This is a genomic window from Frigoribacterium sp. ME-P-080 (assembly GCF_030209595.1).
GTDB lineage: Bacteria > Actinomycetota > Actinomycetes > Actinomycetales > Microbacteriaceae > Frigoribacterium.
Genome location: NZ_JARVRR010000002.1, coordinates 547,350 through 563,885 on the forward strand (window position 1 = coordinate 547,350; position 16,536 = coordinate 563,885).

The following is a 16,536-nucleotide window of genomic DNA, read 5'->3' on the forward strand; positions in this document are numbered from 1 at the left end:
GGGCGCCGGGGGTTCGCCGTCGGGGTCCTTCCGCTCGTCGTGGTCGCCGGGGGATGTCCGGGAAACGAGTACCGCTCGGCTCCCACGGACCGATGTCGGTGGTGCGGACGATGATGGCCGCGTGTCCGCCCCGTCCTCGACGCTCCCGTCGCTGTCGTCCCGCCGCCCTCCGGCGCTCGGCGACTGGGGCCTCCACGTCGTCGACGAGACGATGATCGTCGGCGGGCTCGACCCCGACGCCGCGGTCTGGCAGGTGCGCGACCGGGCCGGCGACGAGTGGGCGGTGAAGGCCACCCGGCGCGACTGCCGGTTCGGGCTGGCCCTCGCCGCGGTGCTCGGCCCGGGGTCGGGCGTCGTCGCACCGCTGCCGACCCTCGCCGGCCACCACTGGGTCGAGCGCGGTGGGCTCCTCGTGTCGGTCTCACCGTGGGTCCTCGGCGACGACGCCGCCGAGGACGCGCGCGGCCTCGACCTCGCGCAGTGGGCCGAGCTGGGCGCCGTCGTCCGCCGGGTGCACGACCAACCGCCTCCGTCGTCCGTCGCGCCGCTGCGCCACGGCGTCAAGCGCACGGGCCGTCGGGCCCGCGTGCGCCTCCGCGACCTCGACGCCCGCTTCGTCGGCGCCGCTCGGGCCCCCGGGGTCGACCCCTGGCTGGCCGATCTCTGGCACGCCCACCGCGACCGTCTCCGGCTCCTCGAGACGACCGCGCTCCGACTGAAGGAGGCGCGGGGCGCGACCGCCCGGGTCTCCTGTCACGGCGATCCCCACCTCGGCAACGTCGTGGTCGATCCCGAGGGCCGCCCCTGGCTCATCGACCTCGACGAGGCCACCGTCGCCCCACGCGAGGTCGACCTCGTGCTCGTCGAGCTCGGCGTGCTGCCCGGGCTGCCCGTCGAGCCCGAGCACCGGGCGGCGTTCCGCACCGGCTACGGCGACGACGTGGTGCTCGACCACGACCGCATCACCCGGTTCGGCTGCGTCCGCGCACTCGAAGACGTCACGGCGGTCGTCCTGGCGCTCGAGGGAGCACACTCTGCGCAGCACGACGGCGACAGGGCCGGGGTACAAGCCGGTCTCGACGCCCTGCTCGGGCCACACGGCCTCGTGTCGTTGGTCGAGGCACGCCTGACCGCGTCGTGATGGTCGCCCGTCTCGTCGAGACGGGGACGCACCCTCCACAGCACCGATTCGCAGCACCGATCCGCACCGCACCGCACCGCATCGAGCACCCCAGCACCGATCACGACCGCACCGACGCCAGGAGACCCACATGACGACCCGACGCACGACCCGACGCACCACCGCCGCCGCTGCGGCGTCCCTCGCCCTCGCCGCCGGCCTCTCCGGCTGCAGCGGTTTCACCGGCGGTTCCGACGACGCCGCCGACGGCACCCTCACCTTCACGACCTGGGCCAGCGAATCCGAGCAGGACTCGTTCGAGAAGCTCGTCGCCCAGTTCGAGAGCGAGCACGACGGCGCGACGGTCGACCTCAACGTCGTGCCCTACGACCAGATGTTCTCGAACATCGACGCGCAGCTCTCGACGGGCGACGCCCCCGACGTCTTCCGGGTCGACTACGGCAACCTCGGCGTGTACTCGAGCCAGGGTCAGTTGCTCGACCTCACGGGCCGGATCGACGACGAGGACTCCTTCCAGCCCGCCATGCTCGAGGCCGTCTCGTACGAGGGCGCCCCCTACGGCGTGCCGCACCAGACCGACGTCTCGGCGCTGCTCGTCAACACCGAGCTGCTCGCCGCAGCCGGCGTCACCGACCTGCCGACGAGCCAGGCGGACGCGTGGACGTGGGACGAGTTCGGCGAGGTCGCGACGAAGCTCCGCGCGAGCCTCCCCGCCGACCAGTACCCGTTCGGGGTGAACTGGCAGCAGGGTGGCACGCCGCGCTGGCTCAGCTGGTTGTTCCAGGCCGGTGGCGCCCTGCTCGCCGACGACGGGACGACGAGCGAGATCGACTCGCCCGAGGCGGCAGAGGCGCTCGGCTTCACCCAGTCCTTCTTCGAGCAGGGGTGGGTGGCGCCGAGCAGCAGCGTGAAGTCGACGACGTACGCCGACACCGAGTTCGGCGAACAGACGACGGCGATGGCGTTCGTGGGCTCGTTCCTGGTGCCCGAGCTGGCCTCGACCGACTTCGACTGGACGGCCGTGCCGATGCCGGTCGACGAGCGCGGGGCGACCGACCTCGGCGGCAACGCCCTCGTCGCGACGGCCGACACCGACCAGGGCGAGCTCGCGACCGAGTTCCTGAACTTCATGGCCTCGGCCGACGCGATGACGGAGTTCTGCGCCGCGACCAACGAGCTGCCGACCCGGACCGACATCGACGCCTCGTCCATCGACTTCGCCGTGCGACCCGACGTGATGCCGGTGTTCGTCGACCAGGCCACGACCATCCAGCCGAGCGACGTCAAGCAGTTGACCTCGCCGTACCTGGCCGAGATCACCGTCGCGATGCAGGACCAGCTCGAGGCGGCCTTCACCCAGGGGCAGTCGGTCGACGACACCCTGAGCGCCCTGGACGAGGCCGTCGGCCAGGCCACCGACTGATGACGGCGATGCCGGGTGCGCGCCGTCCGGGACGACGCGCCGCCCGCCTCCGGGAGAACCTGGTCGGCTGGGCCTTCATCGGGCCGAACCTCGTGCTGCTGTCTGTGTTCCTGCTCGTCCCCATCCTCTGGGCCGTGCAGCTGTCGTTCCAGGAGACCCGCGGCTTCGGCGACCCAGAGTGGGTCGGCGGCGCCAACTACGCCCGCATGGTCGCCGACCCCGTCTTCTGGCAGACGCTCGGCAACACGGTGCTCTTCACCGTGGTCACCGTGCCGGTCGAGATGGCGTTGGGACTCGGGCTCGCGGTCCTGCTCGACGGGGTGCTCCCCGGTCGACGGACCTGGCGGACGATGCTCGTGTTGCCGATGGTCGTCTCGGGCGTCGCCAGCGCGATGATCGCCGTGATCCTGTTCACCGAGGCGAACGGTCTCGTCAACAAGGTGCTGCGCGCCCTCGGGCTCGGGGCCGTGCCGTGGCAGTCGGACGGCGCGTTCGCGATGGTCTCGGTCATCGTCACGATGATCTGGCTGCGCGTCGGCCTCAACATGATCATCTACCTGGCGGGCCTCCAGTCCGTCTCACCCGAGCTCTACGAGGCGGCCGAGCTCGACGGCGCCGGTGCCTGGCAGCGGTTCCGCTCGATCACCGTGCCGCTCGTCGGGCCGTCGACGTTCTTCCTGCTCGTGCTCAACGTGATCGCGTCGTTCCAGGTCTTCGACCTCGTCTTCGTGCTCACCGGCGGCGGCCCCGGCTACTCCACGTCTGTGCTGGGCACCTACGCCTACCGCAACGGCTTCCAGATCCGCGAACAGGGCTACGGCGCCGCGCTCGGCGTCGTGATCCTCGTCGTCACGCTGGCGTTCACCGTCGTGCAGTGGCGCACCAACCGCACCCGCGACCTCACCGAATGACGAGGAACAGAACGTGACCACACCCCAGTCCGTCGCCGACGTCCCCGCGGCCGGCGCGCCGCGGAGCACCGTCCGCGGCGCCGATCGCGTCGCCGGCGTCCGTGCCCCGCGCAGGCGACCACGTCGCCGTGGTGGCTTCGTCGTCCTCCGTACCGTCGTCGCCGTCGTGGCGTCCGTCGTCGTCGCGTTCCCGTTGCTGTGGATGCTCGTCGTGGCGTTCTCGCCGCGGGGCGAGGTCTTCGGACGTGGCCTCCGCCTCCTGCCAAGCGCCGTCACCCTCGAGAACTTCACCCGGGTGCTCGAGCGGTACCCCGTGGGCGCGTGGTTCGGCAACTCGATCGTCATCGGGGTCTTCGTCACCGTGCTGACGGTCGTCGTGAGCCTGCTCGCCGGGTACGCCTTCGCACAGCTCCGCTTCGTCGGGCGCACGGCGGTGTTCCTCGTGTTCCTCGCGACCCTGATGATCCCGGTGCAGGCGATCATGGTCGCTCAGTTCCGGCTGGTGAACGGGCTCGAGATCTACGGCACCTACTGGGCGGTGATCCTCCCGTCGGCCGCCACCGCGTTCGGGGTGTTCCTCGCGCGCCAGTTCATGCTCGGCATCCCGCAGGAGCTGATCGAGGCCGCCCGCCTCGACGGTGCCGGCCCGATCAGGGTCTTCACCCTCATCGTCCTGCCGCTGAGCGGTCCGTTGGTCGCGGTGCTCGTGTTGCTCACCCTGCTCGGCAGCTGGAACGATTTCGCCTGGCCGTTGATCGCCCTCAAGGACCCGGACCTCTACACGCTGCCCGTCGGGCTGCTCTACCTGAAGGGCCAGACCAACCCGGACTACAACGGCATCATGGCGCTCGCCGTCATCTCGGTGCTGCCCATGGTCGCGTTGTTCCTCGCGTTCCAGAGGTTCTTCGTGCAGGGCTTCGTCCGGAGCGGGGTGCGGTAGCAGGGCCCGCCGGCTCGGACCCGGGCCCGACCCGGGCCCGACTCGGGCCCGACGAGGGCTGGCTTCCCCGCACGGCGTCGTAGGATCGCGTCGAACTGCACGTCAACGGAGACGGAGAAGACACGATGTCATCAGCACCCAGCCCCCGAGGCCACGCCACCGCGTCGGTCGCGGCCATCCTCGCCGAGTCGGCCGGCCGGTACCCCGACGACGTCGCCGTCATCGTCGGGCCCACCTCGACCACCTACGCCGAGCTCTGGCAGCAGACCCTGGCCTACGCCGGGGCCCTCCGCGCCCGGGGCGTCGGCCCCGGGGACCGGGTCGCCATGCTCGTCCCGAACGTCGCGGACTTCCCCCGCGTCTACTACGCGACGCTCGCGCTCGGCGCGGTGGCCGTGCCCGTCCACGCCCTCCTCAAGCGACACGAGATCGAGTACGTGCTGCGCGACAGCGGCTCCCGCCTGCTCGTCTGCGCCGCACCGCTGCTCGGTGAAGGAGGCGCGGGAGCGCAGCTCGCGGGGGTCGACGTCCTGACCGTGCTCGCGCCTCCTGCCGGCCAGGAGGACGACGGGCCCGACCGCCTCGAGTACCTCGCCGCGGCCGCCGCACCCCTCGACACCTACGTGCCCCGCGACCCGTTCGACACCGCCACGATCCTCTACACGAGCGGCACGACGGGCCAGCCCAAGGGTGCCGAAGGCTCTCACCTCGCCCTGATCGAGCAGGTCAACACCAACCTGATGACGACGTTCGACATGCATCGCGGCGACGTGCTGCTCGGGGCCCTGCCGCTGTTCCACACCTTCGGACAGACCTGCACGATGAACACCGGGTTCCGGGTCGGCGCGACGATCGTCATGCTGCCGAAGTTCGACGGCGACGCCGCGCTCGCCGCGATGGTCGAGCACGGCTGCGAGGTGTTCATGGGCGTGCCCACGATGTACATGGCCCTCATCGCCGCGGCCACCCGCAGCGAGGCGCGCCCACCGCTGCGCTACGCCGTCTCGGGCGGGGCGTCGCTGCCGCTCGCCGTGCTCGAGAAGTTCCAGCAGGTGTACGACGCCCCGATCCACGAGGGCTACGGGCTGACCGAGACCTCGCCCGTCGCCACCTTCAACCACGTCGGGGTGCCACCGCGGCCCGGCACCATCGGCACGCCGATCTGGGGCGTCGACGTCGAGATCGCCGACCAGCACGTCGAGGACTCGATCGTGCTGCTGCCGCACGGCGAGATCGGTGAACTCGTCATCCGGGGGCACAACCTCATGAACGGCTACCTCGACCGGCCCGAGGACACCGCGAAGGCGATCGTCGACGGCTGGTTCCGCACGGGCGACCTCGGCACGAAGGACGACGACGGCTACCTGACGATCGTCGACCGCACGAAGGACATGATCATCCGCAACGGCTACAACGTGTACCCGCGGCAGGTCGAGGAGGTCCTCGCGCAGCACCCCGACGTCACGATGGCGGCCGTCTTCGGCGTGGCGCACGAACTCCACGGGCAAGAGATCGAGGCGGCCGTCGTCCTCCGTGACGGGGCCACGGCGACCCCCGACGAGTTGGTCGCCTTCGTCGCCGACGAGATCGCGGCCTACAAGTACCCCCGCGTGGTCCACGTCCTCGACGCCTTGCCGCTCGGCCCCAGCGGCAAGGTGCTCAAGCGCGAACTCGTGGACCGGTTCTCGGCCGCCGTCACCGGGGTCGGCGAGGGAGCCGCGGCGCCCCGCTGACCGGGTCGCGAGGGCACCCCCCGGACGGGGATCACCAGGACGGGGGCTGCCCGGACGGGGGCTGCCGGGCGGACGATCGGGCTTCTAGCCTCACAGCAGAACCTCAGCCCGATCTGACAGGACCCCCGTGAACCCTTCCATGTCCCGAGTCCTCGGCGTCACCGCCGCCGTGGGTGGCCTCGTCGCCCTGAGCCTGGCAGGCGTCACGGCGGCGACCGCCGAACCCGCCACCGGTTCCTTCACCGGGTCCGACGCCTCCGCGGCGGCGGCCCCCGCCCTCGACCGCTACCAGGGCGCCGACCGTTTCGCGACGGCCGCCGACATCGCCGGCCGGGCCTACCCCGACGGTGCCGGCACGGTCATCATCGCGAACGGCCTGCAGTTCCCCGACGCGCTGAGCGCCGCTCCGGCCGCCGCGCTGATCGAGGCGCCGCTCCTGCTGACGGCTCCGAACGCCCTCCCGTCGTCGGTAGCCGACCGCCTCGTCGCCCTCAAGCCGCGGAACGTCGTCGTCATCGGGGGCGTCAACGCCGTGTCGCCCGCCGTCGCCACCCAGATCGGCAAGATCACCGGGGCGACGGTCGATCGCGTCCAGGGCGCCGACCGTTACGCGACCTCGCGGGCCGTCGTCGACGCGTTCTTCGCCGAGACCGGCGTCTACCGCGCCTTCGTCACGACGGGCCTGAACTTCCCCGACGCGATCAGCGCCAGCGCCGCGGCCGGCGCCGGCAGCACCGACTCGACCGGTGCGCCGGACGCCGTGGTGCTCGTTCCGGGTTCGGCGGAACATCTCGACCAGGCCACGTCGACCCTGCTCGACGACCTCAACGTCCAGACGGTGGCGGTCGTCGGCGGATCGCTGGCGGTCTCCGACGGGATCTTCGCGGATCTCGACGCGCAGTTCCCGGGCGACGTCGCGCTGCTGGCCGGCGAGGACCGCTACGAGACCTCGGCCTTCGTCTCGTTCTTCGCCTTCAGCGACGCGAAGGGCGACACCCCCCGTACCGACGACTCGGGCACCGCGTACCTCGCCTCCGGGCAGAACTTCCCGGACGCCCTCGCCATCGCCGCGGTCGCCGGCGCCGAGAAGTCGCCCGTGCTCCTCACCCCGCCCGGCTGCACGAACTACTACGCCGAGGACCTCATCGCGGGCCTCGAGTCCGAGAAGGTCGTCACGATCGGTGGCACGGCGGCCGTCTCCGAGAACGCGGCCGCGTTGAACTACTGCCCGGGCCCGCCGCGCACCTGACCCGCGCCGTCGGTACCCTCGCACGATGATCGCCATCGTGCTCGCCGCGCTCCTCTGGGGCACGACGGGCACGGTGGCGTCTTCTCTTCCCGGCGACGTCGGCCCGCTCGCCACGGGCGCCGCGACGATGTGCGTCGGCGGCCTGCTGCTGGCGCTCACGGCCCCCCGCGCCACGCGCGCAGCCCTACGAGGTGGCCCGGCGGCGTGGCGCTGGCTCGTGCCGGGGGCACTGGGCGTCGTGGTCTACCCGCTGGCGTTCTACTCGTCCATGTCGCTCGCCGGCGTCGCCGTGGGCAACGTGGTCTCGCTCGGGACGGCGCCCGTCTTCGCGGCGCTGCTCGAACGCCTGCTCGACCCGCCCGGCCGGCGGCGTCCCCTCGAGCCCCGCTGGGTGGCGAGTGCGGCACTGGCCGTCGTGGGCGTCGGAGTGCTCGCGGCGACCGGGCAGCACGGTCAGGCGGGCGCGGCGGCGTCCCCCGGGTCGGCCCCGCTCGGCATCGCACTGGGCGTCCTCGCGGGTCTCGCCTACGCGACGTACACCTACACCGCGGCTCGGCTCATGGCCGAGGGTCACCCGTCGCGCGGGGCCGTGTCGGCCCAGTTCGGCCTCGGTGCGGTGCTCCTGCTGCCGGTGTTGCTGGCGACCGGGGCTCCGTTGCTGCAGTCGGGCGCCTCCGTGGGGGCGACGGCCTACCTCGCGATCGGGCCGATGTTCGTCGCCTACCTCCTCTTCGGCCACGGCCTGCGCACGGTGTCGAGTTCTCGGGCGACGACCGTGACGTTGCTCGAACCGTTCGTCGCGACCCTGCTGGCGGTGCTCGTGGTGGGCGAGCGGCTCGAGCCGCCGGGCTGGATCGGCCTCGCCCTCGTGCTGGCGGGTGTCGTCTCGATCGTGCTGACGAGACCCGTCCGCCCCTCCCGTCCCGAGGCGGTCGCCACCTAGAGTGGAGCCTCGACGATCGTGTCGCGGCCCCGTCCCGACACGACCGGCCCGCTCCGGCGGGCCCGCCTCATCACGAAGGAGTGACATGAGCGACACCATCACCGCACCCGCCCCGGCCGCCTCCGACGGTCCCGAGATCCACAAGGGCCTGGCCGGCGTCACGGTCGACCGGACGGCGGTCTCGAAGGTCGACGCGGCCAGCAACTCGCTGCTCTACCGCGGTTACCCGGTGCAGCAGCTCGCCGCCGAGCGGGACGTCGAGGACGTCGCCTGGCTGCTGCTGCACGGCGACCTGCCGACCGTCGACGAGCGACGCGACTTCGACGCCGAGCTGCGCTCGCACCGCACGCTGGCCCCCGGGCTGCAGCACCTCATCGACCTGATCCCCACCTCGGCGCACCCCATGGACGTCGTCCGCACCGCGGTGAGCGCCATCGGCGCCGCCCGGCCCGAACCCACGACGGGTGCGGGTGCCTACGACGTCGCCGACACGCGTCGACTCGCCACGCACCTCTTCGCCGTGCTGCCCGCCGTGATCGCCTACGACCAGCGGCGCCGCCACGACCTGCCGCCGGTTCCGCCGCGGGACGACCTCGGCTACAGCGCCGACTTCCTGCACCAGGTGTTCGACCGCGAGCCCGACCCGCTCGACGTGGACGCGTTCGACACCTCGATGACGCTCTACGCCGAGCACTCGTTCAACGCCTCCACCTTCACGGCCCGGGTCGTCGCCTCGACGCTGTCCGACCTGCACTCCTCGATCGTCGGCGCGATCGGGGCGCTCAAGGGCCCGCTGCACGGCGGCGCCAACGAGGCCGCGCTCGAGCTGCTCGACCGGGTCGGCCCCGCCGACGGGGCCGTGGCCTGGCTCGACGAGGCGTTCGCGCGCAAGGAGAAGATCATGGGATTCGGGCACCGGGTCTACAAGAACGGCGACAGCCGGGTTCCCACGATGGAGGACGCCCTCGGCCGTCTGGTCGACCGGGCCCGCGAGCGGGGCGACGACCGGGTCGACGGGCTCAAGGAGACCTACGACGTCGTCGCCGCGACGGTGTTCGAGCGCAAGGGCCTGAAGCCCAACGTCGACTACCCGTCCGGGCTCGCGTACCACCTGATGGGGTTCGAGACGCCGGTCTTCACGCCGCTGTTCGTCGCGTCGCGCGTCCTCGGCTGGAGCGCCCACGTCATCGAGCAGCGCGAGGCCAACTCGCTGATCCGGCCCCTGAGCGAGTACGACGGCGCACCCCTGAGGGACGTCCCCGCGCGCTGACGCCTACCGTGGCCCGCATGCCGAACCAGCTGCGAAACGCCGTCAGCCCCTACCTCAGGTCGCACGCCGACAACCCCGTCGAGTGGCGTGCCTGGGGGACGGGGCCGTTCGCCGAGGCCGTCGAGCGGGACGTGCCCGTGATGTTGTCGATCGGCTACTCGACCTGCCACTGGTGCCACGTCATGGCGCGCGAGAGCTTCTCCGACCCCGAGGTCGCGGCCCAGCTCTCGGCGGGCTTCGTCTCGGTCAAGGTCGACCGCGAGGAACACCCCGACGTCGACTCCAGTTACCTGGCCGCCGCCTCGGCCTTCACCGAGGGGCTCGGCTGGCCTCTGACCGTCTTCGTCACGCCCGAGGGTCGGCCGTTCTACGCCGGCACGTATTTCCCCCCGGTGCCCGTGCAGGGTCGGCCGTCGTTCCGACAGGTGCTCGACGCCGTCACCGACGCCTGGACCACCAGGCGGTCCGAGGTCGATGCGACCGCGTCGGCGGTTCAGGAGGCGCTGGCTGCGGGGCCCGCGTCGGTCACCGGCACCGCGCCTCCTGGTCCCGGTGCCGGGGTCGCCCTGCCGGGACGGCCCGAGCTCGCCCACGCCGTCGCCCGGCTCGTCGCCCACGAGGACCGCGAGCACGGCGGCTTCGGCGGGGCCCCGAAGTTCCCGACGGCGCCGGCCCAGCTGGCGCTGCTCGCCCTCGGCGCGGGAGGGGACGACGGCGCGCTCGAGCTCGTGTCGCGGACGCTCGCCCGCATGGCCGCGTCGCCGCTGCGCGACCCGGTCGAGGGCGGGTTCTTCCGGTACGCGGTCCGGCGCGACTGGTCCGAACCCCACTACGAGCGCATGCTCTACGACAACGCGCAGCTGCTGCTGGCCTACTCCCGGCTCTCGGTGCTCGACCCGGCCCCGGCCCCCGGCCCCGCGCCGACGTCGGCAACTCAGGAGATCGGCTCGGATCCGGCCCGGGTCGCCTCCGGCGTCGCCGATTTCCTGAGTTCCCGACTGCGCACGGCCGACGGGGCCTTCGGCTCGGCGCAGGACAGCGAGAGCACGATCGACGGCGTCCGTGACGAGGGCGGCTACTACCGGAGGGACGCCGCGGGCCGCGCGGCCCTCGACCCGCCGCCCGTCGACGACAAGGTGCTCACCGGCTGGAACGGCCTCGCGATCGCGGCGCTCGCCGAGGCGGGGTCACGGCACGGTCGCCCCGACTGGGTGGGCACCGCCCGCAGCGCGGCCGACCTGCTGCTCTCGCGTCACGTGACCGACGACGGTCGTCTGCTGCGCGCCTCCGTCGGGTCGACCGTGTCGGACGCCGTGGCGACCCTCGAGGACCACGGCCTGTTCGCGTCCGGCCTGCTGGCCCTCTCGCTCGCGACGGGCGAGGCCCGGTACGCCGTCGCCGCGCGGTCGTTCGTCGACGCCTGCCTGCTCGACGACGCCGACCCGCGGGTCGTCGCGGCCCCGTCGGGTGGCGACCCCGTGCTGGTCTCGCAGGGCGTGGCCCTGTCGAGCGACCCGAGCGAGGGTGCCTACCCGTCGGGACGCAGTGCGGTCGCGGCGGCCGCGCTCACCCTCCACCAGCTCACCGGGGAGGCGCGCTACCGGTCGGTGGCCGGACGGCTGGTCGCCGAGGTGGCCGGTTCGGCCCTCGACAACCCGCTCGCGTACGGTGCCGCCTTCGGGCTGCTCGTCGAACTCGAGGCCCCGCTGACGCAGCTGGTCGTGGTCGAGCCGTCCCCGGTGGACCGCGCCGACGACGGCCTCGCCCGCCGGGCACGCCGCGTCGTCCGCCCGGGCAGCGTCGTCGCCGTGTTGGACGAGGAGGCGCTGGTCGCCTTCGAGCACGCGGGCTTCGAGTTGTTCGCGGGTCGCTCGGCCCCCGGGCGCGTCCCCACCGCGTACCTCTGCCGCGACTTCGTCTGCCGACTGCCGGTCACGACCGTGGGCGACCTCGACGGACTGCTGCTCGAGGGGTGACGACACGACCGCGTCGATCTTCCAGGCTCCGGCGACGCACCGGGTAGGGGCACCCGCCCGGCGAAGCGCCGGGTAGGGGTGCCAGGCGGGGGCGCCCGGCGGGTGAACCGTGCGGGGCGCCGGGCGGGGGCGTCAGGCGGCGGCGGGCACGAGCGGTGCGGTCGGGTCGGCGACCCACTCGGCGAGCGAACCGTCGTACACCGCGACGTCCGAGCGGCCGAGGACGGCGAAGGCGAGGGCGTCGACGCTGGCCGACACCCCCGAGGCGCAGTAGACGACCGTGCGCGGTTCGTCGGGCACGACGGCGAGGCGGTCGCGGAGGACCGGGTCGCGGGCGAGCGTGCCGTCGTCGGCGAGGAGCGTCTCGGCCGGAACGTTGACGCTGCCGGGGATGTGCCCGGCGCGGGTGAGCGGGCTCGACGTGCCGTCGAACTCGTCGCGGGGCGAACCGGAGACGAGCGCCGCTCTCTCGTCGCCCGCCACCACGGACTCGACGAAGGCCTTGTCGACCCAGTGGTCGGGACGCTCGGTCGCGACGAACGGGGCGGGCGTCGGCAGGACGTCGCCGAGGTCGTACGGCTTGCCTTGCGCGAGCCACTGCGACCACCCGCCGTCGAGCACCGCCACGGCGTCGTGCCCGTAGGCGCGGAACAGCCACCACAGGCGGGACGCCCAGCGGCCGTCGACCGTGTCGTACACGACGACCGTGCTGTCGTTCGAGACGCCCAGCGCGGCCGCCGCCGCCTGGAAACGGTCGACCCCGGGCCGGGTGAAGGGCAGGTCGGAGCCGGGGTCGCTGAAGTCGACGAGCAGGTCGGCGAGGACCGCCCCGGGGACGTGACCGTCTCGCTCGAACCCGTCGCGGCCCGTGGTGAGGGCCGCCGGGCCGACGCCACGACCCGGGCCGACGCCGCGACCCGGGCCGACGCCGCGACCCGGGCCGACGCCGCGACCCGGATCGACGTCGAGGTCGACGTCGAGATCGAGGTCGACGAGCACCGTCGCGTCGACGATCGTCAGGTCGTCGGCGCCGAGGTGGTCGGCCAACCACTGTGTCGAGACGACGGGTGAGGTGAGGACGGGTGCCATGCGGGCCACGGTAACGCCGACCGGTGACATCGGACCCTGAGTCCGCAATGAAGCGTCACAACGTGTGCGCCTCGACGAACGGGGAAACCGCGACCCGCCCCGACGGTCGTGTCAGCGACCGGCCTTCTTCGCGGTGATGACGCCGGTGTCGAAGCCCATCAGGTTGAGCCCGCCGTTGAACCGGGCGTGCTCGACCTTCATGCAGCGGTCCATGACGACGGTGAGCCCCTGTTCTTCGCCGTACCGGGCGGCCTCCTCGTCGTAGATGCCGAGCTGGACCCAGATCGTCTTCGCGCCGATCGCGAGCACGTCGTCGACGACCGATCGGATGTCGGAGGCCTTGCGGAACACGTCGACGACGTCGGGCACCTCGGGCAGCGAGGCCAGGTCGGGGTAGGCCTTCTGGCCGAGGATGGTGTCGGCTCGGGGGTTGACGAAGTAGACGCGGAGGTCGGTCGACTGCTGCAGGTAGGTGCCCACGAACGAGCTCGACCGGCTCGGGTTGGGCGAGGCACCGACGACGGCGACGCTCTTCGCCGAGCGCAGGATGGCCTGGCGCTCGCGGGCCGTGGGGCCGACCCACGTCCGCTGCGACTTGAGCAGCTTGGCCAGGGGAGACGACGCGGGCAGCTCGCAGGTCAGCCCGTTGGTCAGCTGCGTGGTGACGGTGTCGGTCACGTCGGGTCACTCGCCTTTCGTCGCCGCGGCCAGCGCCTGGTCGAGGTCGTGGATGATGTCGTCGGGGTCTTCGATGCCGACGCTGATGCGCACCGAGCCAGGCAGCACCCCCGCGTCGACGAGCTGCTGCTCGCTGAGCTGGGCGTGGGTGGTCGAGCCCGGGTGGATGACGAGCGTCTTCGCGTCGCCGATGTTGGCGAGGTGGCTGGCGAGCTCGACCGACTCGATGAAGGTCTTGCCGGCCGGACGACCGCCCTTCAGCTCGAACGTGAAGACCGAGCCGGGGCCCTTCGGCAGGTACTTCGCCGCGCGCTCGTGGTGCGGGTGCCCGGGCAGGCCGGCCCAGCGAACGCGCTCGATGCGCGGGTCGGCGTCGAGCCACTCGGCGACCTGGCGGGCGTTGTCGACGTGGGCCTGCATGCGGAACGGCAGGGTCTCGACCCCCTGGGCGAGCAGGAAAGCCGAGTGGGGAGCGAGGGCCGGGCCGATGTCGCGCAGCTGCTCGGCGCGCAACCGGGTGAGGAAGGCGTACTCGCCGAAGTTGCCGGACCAGTTGAGCCCGCCGTAGCTCGGCACGGGCTGGTCGAAGAGCGGGAACCGCTCGCTGTCCCAGTCGAAGCGGCCGGACTCGACGACGACGCCGCCGAGCGTGGTGCCGTGCCCGCCGAGGAACTTCGTGGCCGAGTGCACGACGACGTCGGCACCCCACTCGATCGGCCGGTTGAGGTAGGGCGTGGCGATGGTCGAGTCGACGATCAGGGGCAGGCCGTGCGAGTGGGCCACGTCGGCCAGCCCCTCGAGGTCGGCGACCTCGCCGGACGGGTTCGCGACCGTCTCGACGAAGACCAGCTTCGTCTCGGGACGGATGGCGGCGGCGTAGTCCGCCGGGTCGGAGGACTGCACGAAGGTCGTCTCGACGCCGAAGCGACGCAGGGTGACGTCGAGCTGCGTGATCGACCCGCCGTAGAGGTTCGCGCTCGCGACGATGTGGTCGCCCGCGCCGGCCAGCGAGGCGAACGTGACGAACTGGGCGCTGAGGCCGCTCGCCGTCGCGACGGCGCCGAGGCCGCCCTCGAGGCTGGCGACGCGCTCCTCGAAGGAGGCGGTGGTCGGGTTGGCGAGGCGGCTGTAGATGTTGCCGTACTTCTGCAGGGCGAACCGCGCCGCGGCGTCGTCGGTGTCGTCGAACACGAAGGCGCTGGTCTGGTAGATGGGCAGCGCCCGTGCCCCCGTCGCCGCGTCGGGGATGTTGCCCGCGTGGATCGCCCGCGTGCGGAAGCCGTACTCACGATCTGCCATGCCCCCACGCTAGCCGCTGGTCGTCACGCGGGGACCCGGGACGTCACACGGCGGAACACGGCCGACCCGCGCCTCCTGCGGGGGAGGAGCCGTCGGTCGGCCGACGGCGGCTCCGACGCCTACTTCCAGCTGGGGATCCAGTAGTGCAGCCGGATGAACTCCCAGTCCTCCAGTTGCGCCGTCCACAGGGGGTAGAAGAAGACGGACACGGCGACGGCGACCACGACGACGATCGCCGTGACGCCGATGCCGCTCAGCCGACGGGACCGGTCGTCGGTGCGTCGGCCGAGGACGATGCCGAACACTGCGGCCAGGCCGAGCACGAGATAGGGCTCGAAGGCGATCGTGTAGAACTGGAACACCGTCCGGTCGGTGAACGCCAGCCACGGCAGGTAGGCCGCCGCGACGCCGACGAGGATCGCCCCGTACCGCCACTCGCGGTACCGCGCGACGCGGTAGACGAGGTAGAGGCAGGCCGCGACCGCCGCGTACCAGATCAGCGGGTTCGCGACCGAGGTGATCGCCTCGCCGCACCGGGCCACGTCGCAGCCGCCCTGGCCCTCGTCGAACCCCTGGTAGTACATGCTCGTCGGTCGCAGCATCAGCAGCCAGGTGAGCGGGTTCGCCTGGTAGGCGTGCGGGGTGTGCAGGCCGACGTTGAACCCGTAGACGCCCGCCTGGTAGTGCCAGAAGTTCTGCACCACGTCGGGCACCCACGCCAGGGCTCCCGTCCACCGCGTGCCGCCGTCCTCGACCCAGCTGCGGTAGTAGCCGCCCGACGTCGCGAACCAGCCGGTCCAGCTCGCCAGGTACGCCACCACGGCGACGGGCACGGTCAGCAGGAAGCTCACCGGTGCCTGCCTGAACAGGGTGCCCGACAGCCAGAACTCCACGCCGGCCCGGCGGCGCGCCACCATGTCGACGACCACCGTGTAGACCGCGAAGAACGCCAGGAAGTACAGGCCGTTCCACTTCACGGCCGTCGCCAGCCCGCACAGGAGGCCGGCCGTCACCAGCCAGGGACGCGCCCACAGGGCGGGGCCCCAGGCGATGTCGCGACCGGCGCCGAGCCTCCTCGCCCGCCAGGCCTCGAGCCGGCGGGCGCTCTGCCGTCGGTCGAGCAGCACCGCCCCGAAGGCCAGCAGGCCGAAGAACATGACGAAGTTGTCGAGCAGGGCCACCCGGGACATGACGATCGCGTGCCCGTCGATCGCCAGGAAGAACCCCGCCAGCGTGCCGAGCAGCGTCGATCGCAGCAGCAACGACCCGATGACGGCGACCAGGGCGACGGCGAGGATGCCCACGACGGCCGTGCTGATGCGCCAGCTCGCCGGGTTCTCGGGACCGACCGCCGCCATGCCGAGGCCGATCAGCCACTTGCCGAGGGGCGGGTGCGCCACGAACGACGGTGCCGCGAGGAACCCGCCGACCCCGCCCGCGGCGAAGGTCGGGTCGTAGTCGGCCGGCCACGACCCCTCGTAGCCGAGGTTGAACAACGACCAGGCGTCCTTGACGTAGTACGTCTCGTCGAACACGAGGGTCGCGGGGGAGTTCAGGTGCCACAGGCGCAGCACCGCGGCCAGCAGCGTGACCGCGAGCGGGCCCGCCCAGGCCCAGACGCGCCTCCTGACCGGGGTCCGCAGCACGCGCCCCCACCAGGCGTCGAGCCGGGTCGGGGGAACCTCGCGGGCGTGGGCCGCGGCCGCGTCGTCGACCGGGGTGCCGACGGGCGGGACGGTCACCCGGTCGGTGAGCGGGTCGGCCGACGCGAGGCCCGGCTCGCCCGCCGTCGGACGGGCAGGAGGCGCGGTGCCGGCCTCGACGAGCGCGTCGAATTCGCGCTCGGGCCCGGTCGTCATCGGGCCATCGTAAGTGGGCGGTCCG

General features: G+C 72.5%; 13 protein-coding genes. 9 read left to right on the forward strand and 4 right to left on the reverse strand.

The genetic code is table 11. From position 1 onward, the window contains the following. Positions 1-121 precede the first annotated feature (121 nt). From QRN23_RS04080 to QRN23_RS04120, 9 genes are all read left to right on the forward strand, one after another. Positions 122-1,141, forward strand: a complete 1,020-nt coding sequence (locus tag QRN23_RS04080) for a phosphotransferase enzyme family protein (protein ID WP_285062666.1) — start codon at positions 122-124, stop codon at positions 1,139-1,141. Positions 1,142-1,271: 130 nt separating this feature from the next. Then, positions 1,272-2,564: an ABC transporter substrate-binding protein gene (locus QRN23_RS04085; protein ID WP_123571629.1), complete on the forward strand. Its 1,293-nt coding sequence runs from the start codon at positions 1,272-1,274 to the stop codon at positions 2,562-2,564. Continuing rightward, positions 2,564-3,475, forward strand: a complete 912-nt coding sequence (locus QRN23_RS04090) for a carbohydrate ABC transporter permease (RefSeq protein WP_277959643.1) — start codon at positions 2,564-2,566, stop codon at positions 3,473-3,475. Before QRN23_RS04085 ends, QRN23_RS04090 begins: the two co-directional genes overlap by 1 nt. Before the next feature lie 13 nt (positions 3,476-3,488). Continuing rightward, the gene (locus QRN23_RS04095) at positions 3,489-4,415 is read left to right on the forward strand and encodes a carbohydrate ABC transporter permease (protein WP_233568495.1); all 927 of its coding nucleotides are present in this window, start codon (positions 3,489-3,491) and stop codon (positions 4,413-4,415) included. Positions 4,416-4,540: 125 nt separating this feature from the next. After that, entirely contained in the window at positions 4,541-6,148 is a 1,608-nt protein-coding gene (locus QRN23_RS04100; protein WP_285062668.1) for a long-chain-fatty-acid--CoA ligase, read from the forward strand. 139 nt (positions 6,149-6,287) lie between these two features. Beyond that, entirely contained in the window at positions 6,288-7,397 is a 1,110-nt protein-coding gene (locus QRN23_RS04105) for a cell wall-binding repeat-containing protein (RefSeq protein ID WP_123571627.1), read from the forward strand. A gap of 25 nt (positions 7,398-7,422) precedes the next feature. Further along, positions 7,423-8,340, forward strand: coding sequence for a DMT family transporter (locus tag QRN23_RS04110; RefSeq protein WP_285062670.1), 918 nt, complete (start codon positions 7,423-7,425; stop codon positions 8,338-8,340). 85 nt (positions 8,341-8,425) lie between these two features. Next, a complete protein-coding gene (locus QRN23_RS04115; RefSeq protein ID WP_056048917.1) occupies positions 8,426-9,610 on the forward strand; it encodes a bifunctional 2-methylcitrate synthase/citrate synthase in 1,185 nt (394 codons plus the stop codon). A 17-nt stretch (positions 9,611-9,627) separates the two neighbouring features. Then, a complete protein-coding gene (locus tag QRN23_RS04120; protein WP_285062672.1) occupies positions 9,628-11,586 on the forward strand; it encodes a thioredoxin domain-containing protein in 1,959 nt (652 codons plus the stop codon). Positions 11,587-11,718: 132 nt separating this feature from the next. Here the strand turns inward: QRN23_RS04120 and QRN23_RS04125 are convergent, their stop codons facing one another. From QRN23_RS04125 to QRN23_RS04140, 4 genes are all read right to left on the reverse strand, one after another. Then, positions 11,719-12,675 (reverse strand): sulfurtransferase, encoded by a 957-nt coding sequence (locus QRN23_RS04125; protein ID WP_285062674.1) that lies wholly within the window; start codon positions 12,673-12,675, stop codon positions 11,719-11,721. A gap of 111 nt (positions 12,676-12,786) precedes the next feature. After that, on the reverse strand, positions 12,787-13,353 hold the full coding sequence (locus tag QRN23_RS04130; protein WP_056048910.1) for a CoA-binding protein: 567 nt from the start codon (positions 13,351-13,353) through the stop codon (positions 12,787-12,789). A 6-nt stretch (positions 13,354-13,359) separates the two neighbouring features. Continuing rightward, positions 13,360-14,652, reverse strand: a complete 1,293-nt coding sequence (locus QRN23_RS04135) for an O-acetylhomoserine aminocarboxypropyltransferase/cysteine synthase family protein (protein WP_056048907.1) — start codon at positions 14,650-14,652, stop codon at positions 13,360-13,362. Positions 14,653-14,771: 119 nt separating this feature from the next. Then, entirely contained in the window at positions 14,772-16,511 is a 1,740-nt protein-coding gene (locus QRN23_RS04140) for a dolichyl-phosphate-mannose--protein mannosyltransferase (protein ID WP_285062677.1), read from the reverse strand. Positions 16,512-16,536 lie beyond the last annotated feature (25 nt).

Coding starts and splice junctions, on each gene's coding strand:
- QRN23_RS04090 (WP_277959643.1), top strand. CDS start 2,564: ATGACGGCGATGCCGGGTGCGCGCCGTCCGGGACGACGCGCCGCCCGC.
- QRN23_RS04135 (WP_056048907.1), bottom strand. CDS start 14,652: ATGGCAGATCGTGAGTACGGCTTCCGCACGCGGGCGATCCACGCGGGC.
- QRN23_RS04085 (WP_123571629.1), top strand. CDS start 1,272: ATGACGACCCGACGCACGACCCGACGCACCACCGCCGCCGCTGCGGCG.
- QRN23_RS04115 (WP_056048917.1), top strand. CDS start 8,426: ATGAGCGACACCATCACCGCACCCGCCCCGGCCGCCTCCGACGGTCCC.
- QRN23_RS04105 (WP_123571627.1), top strand. CDS start 6,288: ATGTCCCGAGTCCTCGGCGTCACCGCCGCCGTGGGTGGCCTCGTCGCC.
- QRN23_RS04110 (WP_285062670.1), top strand. CDS start 7,423: ATGATCGCCATCGTGCTCGCCGCGCTCCTCTGGGGCACGACGGGCACG.
- QRN23_RS04100 (WP_285062668.1), top strand. CDS start 4,541: ATGTCATCAGCACCCAGCCCCCGAGGCCACGCCACCGCGTCGGTCGCG.
- QRN23_RS04125 (WP_285062674.1), bottom strand. CDS start 12,675: ATGGCACCCGTCCTCACCTCACCCGTCGTCTCGACACAGTGGTTGGCC.
- QRN23_RS04140 (WP_285062677.1), bottom strand. CDS start 16,511: ATGACGACCGGGCCCGAGCGCGAATTCGACGCGCTCGTCGAGGCCGGC.
- QRN23_RS04120 (WP_285062672.1), top strand. CDS start 9,628: ATGCCGAACCAGCTGCGAAACGCCGTCAGCCCCTACCTCAGGTCGCAC.